At 37.8% G+C, this 14,116-nt stretch carries 11 protein-coding genes; 7 read left to right on the forward strand and 4 right to left on the reverse strand.

Annotated features, from left to right (window positions below):
- The first annotated feature begins 200 nt into the window (after positions 1–200).
- Both QUE35_RS01280 and QUE35_RS01285 read left to right on the forward strand, forming a co-directional pair.
- Positions 201–845, forward strand: a complete 645-nt coding sequence (locus QUE35_RS01280) for a LysE family translocator (protein ID WP_009316833.1) — start codon at positions 201–203, stop codon at positions 843–845.
- A gap of 12 nt (positions 846–857) precedes the next feature.
- The gene (locus QUE35_RS01285) at positions 858–1,508 is read left to right on the forward strand and encodes a carbohydrate-binding family 9-like protein (RefSeq protein WP_009316834.1); all 651 of its coding nucleotides are present in this window, start codon (positions 858–860) and stop codon (positions 1,506–1,508) included.
- 55 nt (positions 1,509–1,563) lie between these two features.
- Here the strand turns inward: QUE35_RS01285 and QUE35_RS01290 are convergent, their stop codons facing one another.
- The 3 genes from QUE35_RS01290 to QUE35_RS01300 form a co-directional block, all read right to left on the reverse strand.
- Positions 1,564–4,461 carry a PD-(D/E)XK nuclease family protein gene (locus QUE35_RS01290; protein ID WP_022599407.1) on the reverse strand — a complete coding sequence of 966 codons (2,898 nt, stop codon included), beginning with the start codon at positions 4,459–4,461 and terminating at the stop codon, positions 1,564–1,566.
- A 268-nt stretch (positions 4,462–4,729) separates the two neighbouring features.
- On the reverse strand, positions 4,730–5,239 hold the full coding sequence (locus QUE35_RS01295; RefSeq protein ID WP_022599405.1) for a prolyl-tRNA synthetase associated domain-containing protein: 510 nt from the start codon (positions 5,237–5,239) through the stop codon (positions 4,730–4,732).
- Positions 5,232–5,825: a sugar O-acetyltransferase gene (locus tag QUE35_RS01300; RefSeq protein ID WP_031258013.1), complete on the reverse strand. Its 594-nt coding sequence runs from the start codon at positions 5,823–5,825 to the stop codon at positions 5,232–5,234. The genes QUE35_RS01295 and QUE35_RS01300 overlap by 8 nt, the downstream gene beginning before the upstream one ends.
- Before the next feature lie 454 nt (positions 5,826–6,279).
- On the opposite strand from QUE35_RS01300, the gene QUE35_RS01305 reads away from it, so the two are divergent.
- The 5 genes from QUE35_RS01305 to QUE35_RS01325 all read left to right on the forward strand — a co-directional run bounded on the left by QUE35_RS01305 (position 6,280) and on the right by QUE35_RS01325 (position 12,192).
- Positions 6,280–6,855 (forward strand): sugar O-acetyltransferase, encoded by a 576-nt coding sequence (locus QUE35_RS01305; protein WP_009316838.1) that lies wholly within the window; start codon positions 6,280–6,282, stop codon positions 6,853–6,855.
- A 17-nt stretch (positions 6,856–6,872) separates the two neighbouring features.
- Complete coding sequence (locus tag QUE35_RS01310) at positions 6,873–7,547, forward strand: NAD(P)H-dependent oxidoreductase (protein WP_022599403.1); 675 nt, start codon at positions 6,873–6,875, stop codon at positions 7,545–7,547.
- An 11-nt stretch (positions 7,548–7,558) separates the two neighbouring features.
- Positions 7,559–7,951 carry an MmcQ/YjbR family DNA-binding protein gene (locus QUE35_RS01315; protein WP_022389812.1) on the forward strand — a complete coding sequence of 131 codons (393 nt, stop codon included), beginning with the start codon at positions 7,559–7,561 and terminating at the stop codon, positions 7,949–7,951.
- Between the two features lie 235 nt (positions 7,952–8,186).
- Positions 8,187–10,139 (forward strand): ABC-F family ATP-binding cassette domain-containing protein, encoded by a 1,953-nt coding sequence (locus QUE35_RS01320; RefSeq protein WP_022599401.1) that lies wholly within the window; start codon positions 8,187–8,189, stop codon positions 10,137–10,139.
- 19 nt (positions 10,140–10,158) lie between these two features.
- Positions 10,159–12,192, forward strand: coding sequence for a M13 family metallopeptidase (locus QUE35_RS01325; protein ID WP_286261712.1), 2,034 nt, complete (start codon positions 10,159–10,161; stop codon positions 12,190–12,192).
- Between the two features lie 297 nt (positions 12,193–12,489).
- On the opposite strand, the gene QUE35_RS01330 is transcribed toward QUE35_RS01325, so the two are convergent.
- Positions 12,490–13,851 (reverse strand): TrpB-like pyridoxal phosphate-dependent enzyme, encoded by a 1,362-nt coding sequence (locus tag QUE35_RS01330; RefSeq protein WP_009316843.1) that lies wholly within the window; start codon positions 13,849–13,851, stop codon positions 12,490–12,492.
- Between the last annotated feature and the right edge of the window lie 265 nt (positions 13,852–14,116).

The following is a 14,116-nucleotide window of genomic DNA, read 5'->3' on the forward strand; positions in this document are numbered from 1 at the left end:
CTTATCTTTATGTAATAAGACATCTGCACTTTGATTCGAAATATAAAAAAGAGATGTTATCCTTTCTCAGATTTCGTTTGCAAAATTAATCAAAAGCTGCGTTCTTTAAAACAATAAAGCCAAAACAATTGGCGGAAATGTAACATTTATGACTTATATTTGCATTTCAGAAACAGATTAACTGTGTAAATAGGGAAATAGTGGATTTGGTATTATACACAATTATAAGAGGTTTGGCTATCGGTATTTTGGTATCGGCACCCATGGGCCCTATCGGAGTATTATGCATACAACGCACTCTGAATAAGGGGCGGTGGTCGGGCTTTGTTACCGGGCTGGGCGCTTCCATTTCAGATTTAGGTTATGCGGTGTTGACAGGTCTCGGTATGTCTATCGTAATAGATTTTATAGAAACGAATGAATATTTGATCCAGATATTGGGAAGCCTTGTGTTGGCCGGATTCGGGGCTTATTTATATCGTCAAAATCCTGCAAAGAATATTAAGAAACAAAGTGCGAATAAAAATACTTTTACACAAGATTTTGTGACAGCATTCTTTCTTACATTGTCAAATCCGTTGATATTGTTTCTGTTTATAGGATTGTTCGCCCGACTTAATTTCTTTGTTCCCGAATCTACTTTGTACCACTATATTCTCGGCTATATTTCTATTATCATAGGGGCTGTTTCTTGGTGGTTTACAATAACATTTTTTATAAATAAGGTGCGTACTCGTTTCAATTTGCGTAGCTTATGGTTGATTAACCGCTGTATTGGAGGCGTTATTATTATCATGTCTTTAGTAGGTTGTTTTATGGGTATGTCAGGATATTTCAATCATTAATTTTTTTTTACTATGAAAAAAGTTTTGTCAGTACCTTTTATTCCGGGCTTAAAAGATCAGCCGTTGGAAAAAGCGTGTGAGTTGCTTGAGGAAAAAGCTGCACGGCAAAGTGTGGAGTGCGTGAATTGGCCCGAACAATTTCCGTATAAGCCGATCACTATATTCGATATAGCCCGAAGCGAAACGGCTCTTTACATCAAGTATTTTGTTAGGGGAAATTGTCTGTTGGCATTGAATAGCGAAGATAATTCTCCGGTATGGCAGGATAGCTGTGTAGAGTTTTTTGTGCAAGTTCCGGGTGAAACCGAATATTATAATTTTGAATTCAACTGCATCGGTACGGCATTGGCGTCGAAGCGTCAAAGTCGGGAAATATGCACCCATTTTTCTCCGGAAAAGATGGCATGTATAGAGCGTTATGCTTCAGCCGGACATAAACCGTTTCAGGAGATGCAAGGAATATTTGCATGGGAACTGCTTGTTTCCATCCCTTTCGATTTGATAGGGGTTAACCCTGAATCGTTACCCGAAAAGTTATATGCCAATTTCTATAAATGTGCAGACAATTCGAGTTTACCTCATTATTTGAGTTGGAGTCCTATTGAGACGGAAAATCCCGATTTTCACAGACCCGAATTTTTTGGAGAGATATACTTTAGATGACAAAACAGCGAGGTGTTTCAATACCTCGCTGTTTTGTCTTTTTTGAGCCTTCTTTCTATCTCTTACAGATTGTTGCAAAATCGCAATATTCGCATATTTGAGTATTTTCAGTTTGTTTAAAGGGTATTTCGGGATTAAAGATTTCTTGGATGCATTTATTGAATGTATCTGTAAATTCCTGAATATAAGGGGAAAAGTCATATATAGTTTGTTCTATTCTTTTTTTCTCCGTTTTTATTTCATGGATGATAGACCAGTCGAATTGTATTTTAAATAGATCTCTGAGGTGGTAGATGCCGGGACAGAGAGATTTTGGGTGATTTATTTGGGAATATATCATAGCATACATGAATACTTGCATGATAGCCTTGGGACGATCTCTTTTTTGTGGGTCGAATAGGTCGTACATGGTTTTGAAGGTTGTTTCTCCTTTTCCTGTTTTATAATCTATGATTCTTGTAATGCCGTCTTTTTCATCGATTCGGTCGATAGATCCTTTTAAGCGGATTTGGCGTATTCTGTCGAATGTATGAGTAGTGTCGATAGGAAATTCTGAATGGAGATATATGAATGGAGTATGCTTTCTGTCCGTTATTAAAGTTTGTTTGACATATTTGCGGATAATCTCTCCCGTCAGATAATTTTGCCCGGTTAAGGGGCGTATTCGAGAAGTTTGAAAATAATGTTTGGCAAACATGGCTTCTATTAAGTTTGTTAATAGCGTGTCGTCTTTTTGAATCTTTTCAAGTAAGTCTCCTGTAACGAGTTTTCCCTGCATCCGTTGGTAAATATTCTCCATTACTCCATGATAGATGCTTCCGAATGTACTGGCCTCGACGCTTTCTGCTACTTCGTCTTCTGGAGATACCCTTTCGACATAACCTAAATAAAATTTTAAAGGGCAATCGATATAGGTATTGATGGCGCTTGCCGACAAAGCCCGGTCTCCTCCGGACAGGAATCGGTTTAGCTGTTTTTGAACAAATTCGTTTTTGGGTATTTGAATAATCTGATTTTCTTTAACCGTAATATCGTAACTCATGACCTTTTCTTGAATAGGCACTTGGTAATGATATTTCAGTTGGTAGATGTATCGGCTCATTTCACCGGTTTGTAATCCTTCGGTACGGGTGTCATATAATAAATAAAGTCTTTTTGCCCGATATATCATCCTGTAAAAATAATAGGCATAGATGCTGTCTTGATGTTCTATGGTCGAAAGTCCGAATCCCTTGCGCAAATTATAGGGAATAAATGTATTGGCGACTTTTGTCATCGGAAATATTCCTTCATTCATAGATAGGATGATCAAGTTTTCGAAGTCGAGAGCTCTGGTTTCCAGAACTCCCATTATCTGTAAACCGGAAAGAGGTTCACCTCTGAAAGGAATGGAGATACTTCCTGCCATTTTACCGAGTAGCCGGAAAAATGTAGAAACATTCATTTGTATGTTTTCGTCCTTAATGACGTCTTTCAGCCTTTTTACTGTTATATAATAGTGGAATAAAAACTCTTTTTCTATTTCGGAAAATTGTACGGTATGTTCTTCCTCTTCGGAGTCATTATGATCATTTTGCAGACCCTGCTGTAAATATTCCAAAATGTTGATCAGATAGTCGGCAGCTTGATTCGCAGTTTCTAAGCTTACGAAAAGCAGTTTCAGTAATTCTGTTCTTCCTAATTCCGAAACCGGAATAAATACTTTATTATATTGTTTTATCTCTTTTGATAATAGATTTATTTCATTTTCTCCGGAAAATAGTATATATCGATGACTGAGGATAGAAAGAACTTTTCGATGATAGAATTGTACCTCACCTTGTATCATGCGGTAATGCTTCTGCAAATCGAATATAGATTCCATAAGGCCTGCAACAGGAGTATTAGATAAAGTATATCCCATGGTCACGTTGATCGGGTCGATCGTTTCCGGTATGGAATATAACATCGGGAGTAATAAATGCTCGTCAGGCAAGACGATTGCCGTATTGATTGCTTTTGACGGATCAGGGATAGCTCCGGATGAAATCAATCCGTTCAGGATTTCTTGTGTTTGTTTAGCTTGCCCTACGGCAGACGGAATACCGATCAATTCTATTTCAGGCCAAGTTTCTTTTCCTTTGTCGTTTGCTAATAATAATTTCGAAGGAAAGGCCTTACGATTGCGGGAAAGAAAAAATGTAGCCTTATTATATTCATCTTGGAGGGTCGGAGCGTTATAGTCCCAATAAAAATCGGCGATATCTAATTCTTTTAGTCGATGCATTAGCATTTCTTCAGAAGTACTTAAAACATTTAAGCCGATAAAAACTACCTGGTTGTAAGGAATGTGCAATTCCTCCCGCTGTTTTGCTTTCTCCGCTACTTCTCGGAATATCATACCTTCGTATGCGATTCCTTTGGTTTTTAGCTCGTCTCGAAGAGCCTTATAAAGAGGATACAGAATTTTCCATAAGGCAACGAACTGCATTTTTTTTTCGCTTTCCATTGCCGGTATAAAATGATCCCAAAATCTGCGGATAAACTCTATTTGAGTCTCTGTCAATATATCTGAAAATCTGTTCTCTATCTCTTTCAAATCTTGAATATTAGTGAATAAATCTTTTGCGTTCACTACATATTTATCTACATCGTCGAAATCATTGAGAAGCATTTCTCCCCAAAAAACAAAATTATCGAAACTTTCATCGGAGTTGCTTAAAGTTATATAATGGCGATAAAGAACAAAAAGCATCTGAATTTTATCTGCCGGTTGATAAGGTGTCAAACGGATGAACAGATCGTTAATGGTCATTATCGGAGGAGAGAATAAAGGATGTCCGGCTACTTCGGCAAGGTATTTTTGAAAAAATATTCCAGCACGGCGATTAGGAAATACAAATGCGATATTCTGTATCTCTTTACCGTATTTTTTGTAAAAAGTCTGGGCTATAAGATATAAAAACGGTTTCATAAATATGCGATGCAAGATAATTTCTTACAAGTATAAGCAAAATTTGTGGGAAAACTTTCGGAAGGTACAGATTTATGTAAAGAAGAAAATCCTTTTAGGTTAAGTTTTGGAGGTTACTTCTCAAAGAAAGCTTGACTTTTTTATAATAGTGAGTTGCTATTTGATTATTTCATAAGTTATTAGCTAAGAATTTGTCTATGTTTTCTTATTAGAAAATTTAAACAGGCTTTTAGTTGTTTGTCTGTAATTTTATTAGACTATTAGATGTTCATGTAGAAATTATTCTGACTTTGTTTCCGTGTTTTTCTATTATGTGCAGTAAATCTTCAACTTTTAGCCAAACGGTAGAAGTGTTGTCATTAGGATGTATGCCGATAATGGCAGGCGATGCTAAAAAGTCTTCATCAAGAAAAAAGAGCGTTTTACATTCTTTATCATTCAATATACCGAAAGGTGTAACCGTGCCGGGGGTAAGTCCTAAAATATTTCTTAATTCTTCTTCTTTGGCTAAACTTAACGGTCTTGTACCGTAATTACGTTTGATTGCTTTCAAATCGATCCGTTTGTTACTTTTTACAGTTATGAGGTAATAGTTGTGTTTCTTATCATCACGTAAAAATAAGTTTTTGGCTATGACTTCAGGATAAGGTAACGATATATCGGAAAGTTCAACCATATTATAAACAGCCTTATGCTCTGTTATTTCAAAACCGATCTTACAATAATTCAGATACTCATATATCATTTGCTTACTGTTTATTTTCCCGGGATTATTCATTGTTTATTTGTTTAATTACACGGCAAGGATTTCCTACTGCCACACAGTTAGCTGGGATGGAATGAGTAACTACACTGCCTGCACCTATAACGCTATTTTGTCCGATAATGACTCCGGGCAAGATGATAGAACCTCCGCCAATCCATACGCCATCTTCTATTTTTACAGGTAAGGCGTATGTACGACAGATTTCTTCACTTTCCGACCATTCATGTACCATGCGTTCATTTATTTTAATAGAATGTGTCGCTGTGTATATTTGTACATTGGGAGCAATCAAGACATTGTTGCCGATATCGATACGGTTATTGTCCACAAAGGTACAGTTCATATTGATAATCACTTTGTCGCCTACAAAAATGTGTTTCCCGTATTCACAATGAAAATCAATATCTACATGTACACCTTTACCCATGCTGCCGAATATCTCACGTAGTAATTCTTGTTTACGTTTTGTATCGGCATAGTCGGTAGCATTAAACTGCATTAATAGTCGTCTTGTGCGCAAAATCATCTCTGTAATTTGAGGGTCTTTGCTTCCGATGAAAGGCTTGCCCGACATACATTTCTCATATTCTGTTCCCATATAAAATATTCTTTCTGCAAAAGAAGAAAATTGAAGTAAGAAAGTGATTAAATATTTGTTAAAATGTTTTTCTATCAATGAAATTGGCTGCAAAAAATAGAAGTATTATAATTATCATTTATATTAGGGTTAAAACGATCTCGATTATGTCAATCAAAAAAGTTTGTTACTCTTTACTAAAAAAATAAATAGAGGTAGCCGTACAAATTAGGTAAATAATTGAAGATAATTATAATAATTTTCTAGATTGGAGAATGAGGCTCTTATTATAGACATGGAAATGATCTGTAATATGGTTACGATTATCTGTAATATGGTTCTCTCTTTTTTTAGAATAAAAATTTATTTTTGCACAGTACTAAATTTACCTTATTGATAGATATTTGTCAGAATATAATCGATTTTCTCGATACTATAAAAAGTATTTGTACTGATACTGTAAAATAATATTAATATGGAAAATATTTTCAAAAAAGATCTTTCGGGTGCGCTGGTTTCACCCAATGAACCTGGTTATGATGAGTTGATAAATTCTATTTTTGATACAATGAAATTAGCGTATGAGTTGAATACTGGTTATCATTCGCCAGAAGAAGTCCGTGATTATCTTTCGCAAATTATCGGGCGGAAAGTCGATGAATCAGTGACACTACTTCCTCCTTTTTATGTAGATTTCGGAAAAAATATCCGTATTGGAAAGCGCTGCTGGATTCAACAGGGTTGTACTTTTTTTGATCGTGGCGGTATCACGATTGGAAATGATGTATTTATTGCTCCGAAAGTGAATCTCATTACTATTAATCATGATTCTGATCCGGAAAACCGTAGTGCAACTTATGGTCGTCCTATTGTTATAGAAGATAAAGTTTGGATAGGGATTAATTCCACTATTTTGCCTGGTGTTACTGTCGGATATGGATCGATTGTAGGAGCTAATAGTGTCGTGACTCACGATGTTTCGCCTTATACAGTGGTTGGTGGAAATCCGGCTAAATTTATTAAGGAGATTAGGCTGAAAAAGCAGATGTAAAAACGTAATAAATTATTATGAAAAAGAAAATTTCATTATTAACTTTGATTGTTGTTATGATAGCATTTGTTTCTTGCAAACAGGCAAGTAAAAATGGCAATGACAATCAACGAGAAAATTTGACAGCAATGAAAGACTCATTTAAAACTGTTCCTGTAACCGATGCCGTTGTGATCGTGCTTCTTGCACATCCCGACATTAATAAAAGCCACATGAATGCCATGCTTTCTCAGGCTGCAGCCGAAGTAGAGGGTGTGCAAGTAATCAATATTTATGACTATCCTGTTGCTCCTGATGTGTACCGTGATGTAGTAAAGCAGGCAAAAGGTATTGTTTATGAGTTCCCGTTTTATTGGATGAGTGCGCCCCATTTGTTGAAACAGTGGACAGATGAAATATTCATGGCATTTACACAAGAAGGGTTGATAGAAGGCAAAGAGTTCATGGTTGTTACCACAACTGGATCTGAAGAGGCTGCTTATCAGCACGATGGACGCAATAAATATACGATGTCCGAGTATTTGCGTCCTTATGAAGGTCAGGCTAATCACTCGAAAATGATTTGGAATGATCCGCTTGTCGTTTATGGTAATCCGCAAAACGCTACTGTCGCAGAAGAAAATTTACAGAAAGGTAAAGAGGAATATAAGGCTCGTCTGAAAGCAATGGTAGAAAGAGTTAACATCAAATAATATGCACAATAATGACTGTTGAGGATTTGCGAGACTATTGTTTGTCACTGCCGGGGGTAACGGAGAAAATGCCTTGGATAGGTCATAAAGTTTATAGCAGCGGTTTATGTTTTTATATATGCGGAAAATGGTTCTGTTTTTGTGATGTAGATAATTTTGATTTTATCAATATCAAGTTGCCTCCGGCAATGGGAGAGGAGCTTCGGTCTGAATATGATGCTGTTCGACCGGGTTGGCATATGAATAAGAAATACTGGAATAGTATTTATCCGGGCAGAGACTTGTCTGATGTCCGGATTAAAGAATTGATCCGGATTTCTTATGATACGGTAGTTGCCGCATTACCGCTCAAAGACAGAACCGGATTGATGTCACAGGGAGCAACTGGCCTAAAATCGATATAGGTTCTTAATATCGAAATATTTTGTAGAAGTATCGACTATTGTAGTCGGTACTTTTGCTGTTTTTAAGGATTAGCCTGTTGTTCGATATTGTTGAATTTCTTTGTGTAAGTTACCGTATTAAGATTTGAACGCTCATTTTATAGAGATATGCTTATAAAGATTCGATGATTTAAAATTCGTTGTAGTGGACGTTTTTTTTTACATTTGCACTTTCATAAAGTAATTATAACCAGTTATGATTTCAATAGAAGGGTTATCGGTGGAATTTGGCGGAAATCCGCTTTTTGATGATATAACCTATGTAATAAATAAAAAAGATCGAATAGCTCTGGTCGGGAAGAACGGTGCAGGAAAATCTACCATGTTGAAAATTATCGCCGGATTGCAACAGCCAACATCGGGGACGGTGAATATTCCTAAAGATATGACGATCGGATATTTGCCCCAGCAGATGCAAATATCCGATTCGCGTACGGTAATGAAAGAGGCAGAACAAGCCTTTGCTCATATATTTGAACTTCAGTCTCGTATCGACCGTATGAACCGGGAATTGTCGAATCGAACCGATTATGATAGTCAGGATTATCATGATTTGATAGAGCGGGTTACAGATGCGAATGAGCAGTTAACGATGATCGGTGCTGCAAATTATCAGGCGGAAATAGAGAAAACATTAATGGGATTGGGATTCGTCAGAGAAGATTTCGATCGCCCGACATCTGAATTCAGCGGAGGATGGCGCATGCGTATCGAATTGGCGAAATTGCTTTTGCAGCGTCCGGATGTGCTGTTGCTTGATGAACCCACCAATCATTTGGATATAGAATCGATTCAGTGGTTGGAAAATTTTTTGGCGACAAGAGCGAATGCCGTAGTGCTGGTCTCTCACGACCGAGCATTTATAGATGCGGTGACAACTCGCACCATAGAAATTTCATTAGGTCGCATCTATGATTATAAAGTAAATTATTCCAAATATGTTCAGTTACGAGCCGAACGTTTAGAACAGCAGCAACGGGCTTTTGAAAATCAGCAGAAGCAAATACAAGATACGGAAGCTTTTATCGAACGTTTCAGGTATAAAGCGACAAAGGCCGTTCAAGTGCAATCTCGTATTAAACAGTTGGAAAAAATAGATCGAATCGAGGTTGATGAAGTCGATACCTCTCGTCTTAATTTAAAGTTCCCTCCAGCACCTCGTTCCGGAGACTTTCCGGTTATAGCGCAAGGAGTAGGTAAGACCTATGGCAATCATGTTGTGTTTGCGAATGCTGATTTTACGATCCGGAGGGGTGAAAAAGTGGCTTTTGTCGGAAAAAACGGGGAAGGAAAATCGACATTGGTAAAGTGCATAATGGGAGAGATCGACTATGACGGAACATTGAAAATCGGTCATAATGTCAAAATCGGGTATTTTGCACAAAATCAAGCACAGTTGTTAGATGAAAATCTGACGGTTTTCGATACGATAGATCGTGTGGCCGTAGGGGATATACGTACCAAAATACGGGATATTTTAGGAGCTTTTATGTTTGGGGGCGAAGCATCCGATAAAAAAGTAAAAGTCTTGTCGGGAGGGGAAAAGACTCGGCTGGCCATGATCCGGCTTTTGCTTGAACCGGTGAATCTTCTGATTCTTGATGAGCCTACCAATCATTTAGATATGAAGACCAAGGACATTTTGAAACAGGCGATAAAAGATTTTAACGGCACAGTAATTGTAGTCTCTCATGACAGGGAATTTTTAGACGGTTTAGTTGATAAGGTCTATGAGTTCGGGAATAAGAGAATAAAGGAGCATCTGGGTGGCATTTACGATTTTCTGCAACGGAAAAAAATGGAAACACTACAGGACTTGGAGCGTAATAATAACGTTGGTTCGAAATCTGTCTCTAATAATTCCGGAGATAAGGAAATTTCGGAGACGAAGTTGTCGTATGAAGAACGGAAAGAATTGCAACGCCAGATAAAAAGATTGGAAAAAGCCATTGCGGATAATGAAAAACGAGTTGAACAGATAGAGGCGGAAATACAATCTGTTGAAGAGCAATTGGCTTCTCCTGAGGGGGCTTCTGATACACAGCTTTATGAGAAACATGGAGCATTGAAAAAGACTCTGGATGAAGTTATGGAGAATTGGACAGAACACAGTGAGCAACTTGAAAATTTGCGATTACAAGATTTATAAACGTAATAATTAAATAATAATGAAACAATTATTGATTTTACCTTTGGTTGCCGGGGTCTTGGTTACCGGTTGTGCTCCTAAGCCCGGAGCGGAGAAAAATTTGGCTATTGATCCGTCTAATATGGATACGACAGTGGCTTGTGGAGAAGACTTTTATGAGTATGCGTGTGGAGGATGGATTAAAAAAAATCCGTTGAAACCTGAATATGCACGTTATGGTTTATTTGATGTTTTGGCCGAAAACAATCAAAAACAGATGCGTGAGCTGATAGATGAGTTGGAGAAAGCTGAAAACGAACCGGGATCGGTTGCTCAAAAAGTCGGTGATTTATATAAAATGGGGTTAGACAGCGTTCGTCTTAATAAAGAAGGCGTTTCTCCTATTTCGGAGGCTTTGAAAAATATAGCTTCTTTGGATGATAAAGCTGCTTTTGCATCTCTCGTTGCTCAAATGCATAAAGAAGGATCATCTCCTTTCTTTCAATTATATGTAGGTGCTGATGAAAAAAACAGTTCGATGAACATTGTTAATTTATATCAGGGCGGCATGAGTATGGGAGATCGTGATTATTATCTGTCCGAAGACAGCGCTAACGTAAAAATTCGGGATGCATATAAAAAATATATAAATAAGCTGTTTACGTTGGCTGGTTATTCTGCAGAGAAAGCTGTTGCTGCCGAAAAGAATGTTATGAATATAGAAACGGCATTGGCTAAGGTTGCATTTTCTCGTGAAGAAACCCGGAATCCGTTGAAAAATTATAATAAAATGCCAATGACGGATTTTCTAAAGCAAATGAACGGTTTTGATTGGAAATCTTATTTTTCTGCTTTGGGTTTGGACTCTTTAAACGAAATCAACCCTAATCAGTTACCTTTTATAAAAGGTATGGATGCTTTAGTTGGAGGTTTGACCTCTGAAGAAATCCGGGATTATTTGATTTTTAAGCAAATAAATACGGCTTCGTCTTATTTGAGTGATGATTTTGTTCAGGCGCGTTTTGATTTTTACGGTAAGGTTCTTTCCGGGCAACAAGAATTAAAACCTCGTTGGAAGCGTTCGTTGAGTGTAACGGACGGAGCTTTGGGCGAAGCGTTGGGTGAGATGTATGTCGCAAAATATTTTCCGCCTGAAGCAAAAGAACGGATGCTTAAATTGGTAGAAAATTTACGAATTTCGTTAGGTGAGCATATCGATAGTTTGGAATGGATGAGCGCAGAGACTAAGGCTAAGGCAAAAGAAAAACTTGCTGCTTTTTATGTAAAGATCGGTTATCCCGATAAATGGCGTGATTATTCCGGATTAACGATCGATCCGAAAAAATCATATTGGGATAATGTCCGAGAAGCTGCTATATTCGAGTCTGATTATATGTTGAGCGATGTAAATAAACCGGTCGATAAAACCCGTTGGTTGATGAGTCCGCAGACAGTAAACGCTTATTATAACCCGACTACGAACGAAATCTGTTTCCCGGCCGGTATCTTGCAGCCGCCGTTCTTTTATATGGATGCCGATGATGCTGTAAATTATGGAGGTATAGGCGTTGTAATCGGGCATGAAATGACTCATGGGTTTGATGATCAGGGTCGTCAATATGATAAAGATGGAAATCTGAAAGATTGGTGGACGGCAGAAGATGCGAAGCAGTTCAATTTGAGAGCGGACAAATTGGCTGATCAATACAGCAGTATTATTGTCCTGGATACAGTACATGCAAACGGACGTTTCACATTAGGTGAGAATATTGCTGATCATGGAGGATTGCGGGTCTCTTATACTGCATTTAAAAATGCGACGAAGGGACAGGATTTGAAACCGATCGACGGATTTACTCCCGACCAACGTTTTTATTTGGCTTATGCAGGATTATGGGCGCAGAATATCCGGGATGAGGAGATATTGCGATTGACTAAGATCGATCCTCATTCTTTAGGCAAATGGCGTGTAAATGCTGCATTACGTAATTTGGAAAGCTTTTTTCAGGCTTTTGGAATTACGGAAAAAGATCCGATGTATATGAAACCTGAAGATAGAGTAACAATTTGGTAAGTAATTTTATTTATATGAATCAAGCCGGGATTTTGCCAAGATTCCGGCTTTTTAATTACAAAAAATACTCCGGTAAAAATATTATAATTATTACCGGAGTTTCCTGTTTATTTTAATCAAATCTTAGGACTTGTCTAAATTTTATTCGCGTCAGTTTTGAGAATTCTTTTCAAGGATATTTTTCTGTTTTTACAAGAAGGATAGCGGGCTATCTGATGAGTGAAAACGGGAAAAAAGACCGGAAGCAAACACAAAAATGACCTAATAATATTTTGTCGGAAAATTTACGACAGGATTTTAAATAATGTCTTTTATCTCTTCAAGATTTTTTGCTACATCTTCGTCCGTTACTTCGCAATTTATAAGGTCTCCTGAGAAATATTGATCATAAGCCGCCATATCGATGAGTCCGTGTCCCGAAAGGTTGAACAATATTGTTTTCTTTTCTCCTGATTCTTTAGCTTTCTGTGCTTCTTGTATTGCTGCGGCAATAGCGTGAGATGATTCGGGTGCAGGAATAATACCTTCGGTACGAGCAAAAAGCGTTGCCGCCTCGAATGTATCTAATTGCTTGATATCTACAGCTTCCATGAGATTATCTTTTTTCAATTGGCTGACAATCGATCCGGCACCATGATAACGAAGGCCTCCGGCATGTATATTTGCAGGTGCGAAGTTATGCCCGAGTGTGTACATCGGGAGTAACGGGGTATATCCCGCTTCATCTCCGAAGTCGTATTGGAATCTGCCGCGTGTCAGTTTAGGACAGGAAGCCGGCTCGGCGGCAATAATTCGTATATCTCTACCTTCTGTCAGTTTATGACGTAAGAAAGGAAAAGATATTCCGGAAAAATTAGAACCTCCTCCGAAGCAACCTATGACGATGTCGGGATATTCACCTGCCATTTCCATTTGCTTTTCGGCTTCGAGACCTATCACGGTCTGGTGTAGCATAACGTGGTTTAAAACGCTTCCCAACGTATATTTGCAATTCGGGGTTTGCAGAGCTAATTCGATCGCTTCTGAAATAGCAGTACCCAAACTGCCCTGATAGTTAGGGTGATCGGTCAGTATTTTACGTCCAGCCTTTGTTGACATACTTGGGGATGCAATTACCTGTGCACCGAATGTTTGCATGATAGAACGGCGATAAGGCTTTTGATGATAGCTGACCTTTACCATATATACGGCCAGTTCGAGTCCGAATGTTTTGGCAGCATAAGAAAGTGCAGCTCCCCATTGTCCTGCTCCTGTCTCGGTAGTAATATTGGTTACACCTTCTTTTTTACAGAAATAAGCTTGAGCTATCGCCGAGTTCAGTTTGTGTGAACCGATAGGACTTACACTTTCGTTTTTGAAATAAATATGTGCAGGTGTATCTAAAGCTTTTTCTAATCCGTAGGCACGTACTAGTGGAGTAGGACGCCAGACTTTATACATATCCCGTATTTCATCGGGTATTTCTATCCATGCATCGGTTGTATTTAGTTCCTGATGAACCAATTCTTTTGCAAAAATCGGATAGAGATCTTCCGGTTGCAGCGGTTTTTTTGTTCCGGGATGAAGAGGTGGCATGGGTTTGTTTTTCATGTCCGCCACTATGTTATACCACGCTCTGGGGATGTCGTTTTCTTGTAATAAAAATTTTTTCGTATCCATAATAAGAGTTTTAGTTATGGTATTATTAGTTGACTTTTTTATCTGATGTTTTTTGTAAAATTATCTCAAACAAAAGAATCTTGAAACAAAGGAACAAATAATAATTAAAAAATCAAACAAAAAGAAAGGATAATTCAATATTGATAAACAAATCGATCAAAAAATAATTTTTCGGTGAAATGATAGAATCTGTTTATAACCTATCTCGATTTTGTACGAATGTTTTTTGATACTTGTTTTCGATGGCGTTTTTTAGTTTTGTGTC

The organism is Coprobacter fastidiosus, assembly GCF_030296935.1.
GTDB lineage: Bacteria > Bacteroidota > Bacteroidia > Bacteroidales > Coprobacteraceae > Coprobacter > Coprobacter fastidiosus.

What these genes read in the sequence shown, in the direction of transcription:
- QUE35_RS01285 (WP_009316834.1), top strand. Translation starts at nt 858, where the DNA reads ATGAAAAAAGTTTTGTCAGTACCTTTTATTCCGGGCTTAAAAGATCAG.
- QUE35_RS01290 (WP_022599407.1), bottom strand. Translation starts at nt 4,461, where the DNA reads ATGAAACCGTTTTTATATCTTATAGCCCAGACTTTTTACAAAAAATAC.
- QUE35_RS01295 (WP_022599405.1), bottom strand. Translation starts at nt 5,239, where the DNA reads ATGAATAATCCCGGGAAAATAAACAGTAAGCAAATGATATATGAGTAT.
- QUE35_RS01300 (WP_031258013.1), bottom strand. Translation starts at nt 5,825, where the DNA reads ATGGGAACAGAATATGAGAAATGTATGTCGGGCAAGCCTTTCATCGGA.
- QUE35_RS01305 (WP_009316838.1), top strand. Translation starts at nt 6,280, where the DNA reads ATGGAAAATATTTTCAAAAAAGATCTTTCGGGTGCGCTGGTTTCACCC.
- QUE35_RS01310 (WP_022599403.1), top strand. Translation starts at nt 6,873, where the DNA reads ATGAAAAAGAAAATTTCATTATTAACTTTGATTGTTGTTATGATAGCA.
- QUE35_RS01315 (WP_022389812.1), top strand. Translation starts at nt 7,559, where the DNA reads ATGACTGTTGAGGATTTGCGAGACTATTGTTTGTCACTGCCGGGGGTA.
- QUE35_RS01320 (WP_022599401.1), top strand. Translation starts at nt 8,187, where the DNA reads ATGATTTCAATAGAAGGGTTATCGGTGGAATTTGGCGGAAATCCGCTT.
- QUE35_RS01325 (WP_286261712.1), top strand. Translation starts at nt 10,159, where the DNA reads ATGAAACAATTATTGATTTTACCTTTGGTTGCCGGGGTCTTGGTTACC.
- QUE35_RS01330 (WP_009316843.1), bottom strand. Translation starts at nt 13,851, where the DNA reads ATGGATACGAAAAAATTTTTATTACAAGAAAACGACATCCCCAGAGCG.